At 65.4% G+C, this 3,892-nt stretch carries 3 protein-coding genes; 1 reads left to right on the plus strand and 2 read right to left on the minus strand.

The genetic code is table 11. From position 1 onward, the window contains the following. Positions 1-16: 16 nt before the first annotated feature. Together HUK82_RS15000 and HUK82_RS15005 are read right to left on the minus strand one after the other, a co-directional pair. Positions 17-664 (minus strand): 2OG-Fe(II) oxygenase family protein, encoded by a 648-nt coding sequence (locus tag HUK82_RS15000; RefSeq protein ID WP_176614718.1) that lies wholly within the window; start codon positions 662-664, stop codon positions 17-19. A gap of 100 nt (positions 665-764) precedes the next feature. Beyond that, on the minus strand, positions 765-2,264 hold the full coding sequence (locus tag HUK82_RS15005; protein ID WP_246495313.1) for a carbohydrate porin: 1,500 nt from the start codon (positions 2,262-2,264) through the stop codon (positions 765-767). Positions 2,265-2,649: 385 nt separating this feature from the next. Here HUK82_RS15005 and HUK82_RS15010 point away from each other — a divergent pair, with 385 nt between their 5' ends. Continuing rightward, positions 2,650-3,891: a multidrug effflux MFS transporter gene (locus tag HUK82_RS15010; RefSeq protein WP_176614719.1), complete on the plus strand. Its 1,242-nt coding sequence runs from the start codon at positions 2,650-2,652 to the stop codon at positions 3,889-3,891. The last annotated feature ends 1 nt before the right edge of the window (position 3,892 follow it).

The following is a 3,892-nucleotide window of genomic DNA, read 5'->3' on the forward strand; positions in this document are numbered from 1 at the left end:
GCCCGTCCGCGCGCGATCAGGCCGCGAACGGCAGCCGCTTGGCCAGCGCGGACAGGCGATGGCGCCGCATCTCGTGCCGGGCCTTGGCGCTGGTCTCCATGTAATTCAGCTGGATGGTGTAACGCCTGCCGACATACTGCCGGTGGCCGTGCCATGTGGTCGGGCCGTTGGGAAAGATCAGCAGCGTCCCGTTCACCGGGGGCACCTCGACAACGTAATCCTCGACATCGTCGGGGCCACGCAGAAGGCGCAGGCAGCCCTCGCGCCGCGCCCAGGACTCGTTCTCGGGGTTCAGGTAGAGCAGGATCGTCACCCGCTTGGCCGTCGAGTCGCAGTGGACACGACCGTCCTTTTCCCGGGTGCGACCGCGCAAGGTCAGCATCGTGGGCGCGTCGTCCAGATCCAGGCCGAACTTCCCGGCAATCAGCCCCTTGAGCCTTGGCCCCTGCAACTCGTCCGTCATCGCGCGCACCAGAGGCGACAGCGCGAGCGATTCCGGCGGGAACGAGCCGCCCGACGCCATCTCCGGCAAGGACGCCACCACGGCGTTGAGATCGTCAGGGCCGATGAAGTTCGGCACCACGCAATGGGCGAACGGGTCCGTCGCAACGGGGGCCCGGGCAAGGGCGTCGTAATCGAAGGCGACCGGCTGGGGGACACTCATGGGCAGTCGAACTCCAAGACTCCACCCCCGCACGCGGCGGGGGACCGTCGCTCCAGATAGGACCGCTCCCCCCTGCCCGGCAAGGGGCCCGGACGCGTGGCTAGAACGTCAGCGCCGTCTCGAAATCGAGTATCAGCGCATTGCGATACAGATTGGTCCCGCCCGGATGCCACAGATATTGCAGGCCGGGACGGATGCCGACCCACGCGGTGGGACGCCAGCCGTAGTTCAGCTCGACCGAATGCTCGCCCGAGGGGCGCAGCGCCGGCTCGCCCAGCTGCTGCAACATGGCCGCGTACTGGGCATATTTCGGGTTGAGGATCGCGAACTTGCCGCCAAGGCTGATGGTGTCGTCCGGCCGCCCGGCGAACGTGCCCTTGCGAACGATGCCCCAGGTGGCGAAGTAGGGCACCTCGGCCGTGCGCGGATCACCCCAGGTGAACGCCCCGAAGACCATCGTGCCTTCGTTGCTGCCCGGACCGTCGCGCTGGAGCAGCTGGTCGAACTGCACCCACCCGCCGAACCGGCCGCGCACCTTGTCCTGCGGCAGGTCGACCAGTGCCACGCCGGCCGGCTGGAAACTGCCGACGTGGGCCGCGACCGTGTTCAGGACCTCCGACGAGTCCCAGTAGCCGCCGACGCGGATGTTGCCCGGCAGTGCGCCGCGACGGTCCGTGCCGCCGTGATGCCAGCCCAGCTGAAAGGGCAGGTAGGCGCCGGTGGAGTCATGGAGGCCCATCTTCCACCCGTTATGGGTGTTGGAGATGGTGCTATCCACATTATAGATACCCGCCGAGACGAGGATCCGGTCGTCCCTCAGCGGATAGAGTTTCAGATACGCACCGGGATGGGCCGTGGGGTAGTAACCATAGCCCGAGTTCATGGCCAGTGACTGTGGCATGCCGCAGATCGCGTTGCTCTGGAACTGGCAATAGACAGACAGGCCCCAATGCATCGTGGACTGTCCGAAATCGTTTTCGGTGTTCACCCAACCCGCTTCGACATCCGCATACCCGCCGAAATTATGTTCGAGCGACAGGCGGGTCAGACGCACCGTCTCGCCGGAGCCGAAAATCTGCTGGACGGAGTTCAGGGCCGGCAGGACCGCGTTCAGCCCGAGACCGGCACGTTCGGTGACCAGGAAATGCAGGATGCCGACATCGGTGCCCGTCAGCTTCTTGAAGTCGATGTCCACACCGCCCCCGACTTCATGGGCGTATCGCACCGCCCTGGCGCGCCCCCCGACCGGGTTGCCCGAACTGTCTTCCAGATAATGCCCCTGAAACACCACGCCATGGTCGACAAGCCGGTCACGCAGACCGCCCCAGTTCCCGGTCATGTATGTCTGTTTCAGCCACGCATCGAAGCTTTTGGGCAGCACACCCTGTTCGACCTGCGGCGCCTGTTCGTACGGCGACTGCGCGCCCGTCGTCTGAGACACCGGCGCGGGCGTGGACGGGATATGCGACCCATAACCGCCGACGCGCGACGACGGCACGTGGGGCGGTGGTGTCGTATCATCGGCCGCAGCGGCACTCCCCGACGTCATCGGCGCGAGGGCGAGCAGCAGGGCCAGAGAGGGAAGAGACAGCGGTTTCATCGTCTGAACACGGGACCTGAGCGACGGCGGGGGACGAATGACGCGACGCATTCCTGGACCGATCCAGCAAAAAACCTTTGGACCGATCCTATTTTGATGCGCCGGTCGGCGGAGAAGTAGAAAAAGTTTTTCTTTTCAAGGGACTGAATACGATCCAACGCGGGCGTGGCGGGCGATCCGGTTGCGATGCCGGACCGACGTAGTGCGGAATATTTCGCGCGTCAATCCGATTATGACATGCCGTTCATACGCGTCACCACGGTGCGCCCGGCCCCCGGCGACCATCGGGTACGGCGCAGTATTCCGGCACTTTTATCAGCGCGGCCAATGGACAAGCGCCCGTCGATGAAGGCAGAACAGGCCTTCGTGTCGTACAAGGGCCATCATGTCCGCCTCCCTGTTTCCGGTCACTCCGCCGCCGCCCCGCCTGTCGTTCCTGATCGTGGCGCTTCTGGGTCTGATTTCCGCCATCGGCCCCTTGTCCACCGACATGTATCTTCCCGCTTTTCCATGGATAGAACGCGATCTCGGGGCCGGAGAGGGTTCCGCGCAGTTCACGCTGGTCGCGTGGTTTCTGGGGCTGGCCGTCGGCCAATTCTCGCAAGGGCCGATCTCCGACCGGTGGGGCCGTCGGGCACCTCTGGTCGCCGGCCTGGCCGTGTTCACGATTGCGTCAGTGGGCTGTGCGACGGTGACGAACTATCACCTGTTCTGCGTGTGCCGGTTCATCGCCGCCTGCGGCGGTTCGGCCTCGGCCGTCATCCCCCGTGCCGTGGTGCGCGATGTCGCCACCGGGCGCGAAGGTGCCCGCATGATGGCGCAGCTGACGCTGGTGTTCGGTGTCATGCCGGTTCTGGCGCCCTCTCTGGGCAGCGCGGTTCTGGTGTTCGGCAACTGGCGGTGGATCTTCTGGTTCGCCGTGGCCTATGGCATCGCCGGCATGGCGGTGACCACCTTCGTCCTGCCCGACACCCTGCCGCCCGACCTGCGCCGCACATTGTCCCCGCGCGCGATCCTCTGGCGCTATATCAGCATCATTCAGGAACCGGTTTTTATCACCAACGGCCTGATCGCCAGTTTTTCGACCTTCGTGATGTTCGCCTATATCGGCAGCGCGCCCGTCGTCTTTGAAAAGCTGCTGGGTTTTTCTCCGCGCGCCTTCGGTGTGTTCTTCGGCATCAACGCCGCCGCGTTCATTCTGGGCACGCAGATCAACGCGCGCTTCGTCCGCCAGCTCGGCCCCGCGCTGCTGCTGGAACGCGCGCTGATCTGGGCGCTCTGCGCCGCAAGCCTGTTCGTCGCGTTCGCGTTCAGCGGGCTGGCGGGACAGGCGCACCCGCTTCTGATCTGCGCTTTCATCACCAGCATTACTGGCGCGCTCGGGTTCATCGGCACGAACGCGACGGTCCTCAGCTTCACCCATCACGGATCGCAGGCCGGTTCGGCATCGGCCCTTCTCGGCACGATGCAGTTTTCGATCGGGGCGCTGAGCAACGTGCTGGTCGGACTGATGCCCCAGAACAGCGCGCTGCCTACCGCCGTCGGCATGGGCGCGGGCGTGGGCGCCATGGCGCTTGCCAACCTGCTGCGGCGTCGCGCGCCGTCGCTTCCCGCCGACCTGCAGTAAC

It is taken from the genome of Ameyamaea chiangmaiensis (assembly GCF_013376175.1).
GTDB classification, from domain to species: Bacteria; Pseudomonadota; Alphaproteobacteria; order Acetobacterales; family Acetobacteraceae; genus Ameyamaea; species Ameyamaea chiangmaiensis.

What these genes read in the sequence shown, in the direction of transcription:
- HUK82_RS15000 (WP_176614718.1), bottom strand. Translation starts at nt 664, where the DNA reads ATGAGTGTCCCCCAGCCGGTCGCCTTCGATTACGACGCCCTTGCCCGG.
- HUK82_RS15005 (WP_246495313.1), bottom strand. Translation starts at nt 2,264, where the DNA reads ATGAAACCGCTGTCTCTTCCCTCTCTGGCCCTGCTGCTCGCCCTCGCG.
- HUK82_RS15010 (WP_176614719.1), top strand. Translation starts at nt 2,650, where the DNA reads ATGTCCGCCTCCCTGTTTCCGGTCACTCCGCCGCCGCCCCGCCTGTCG.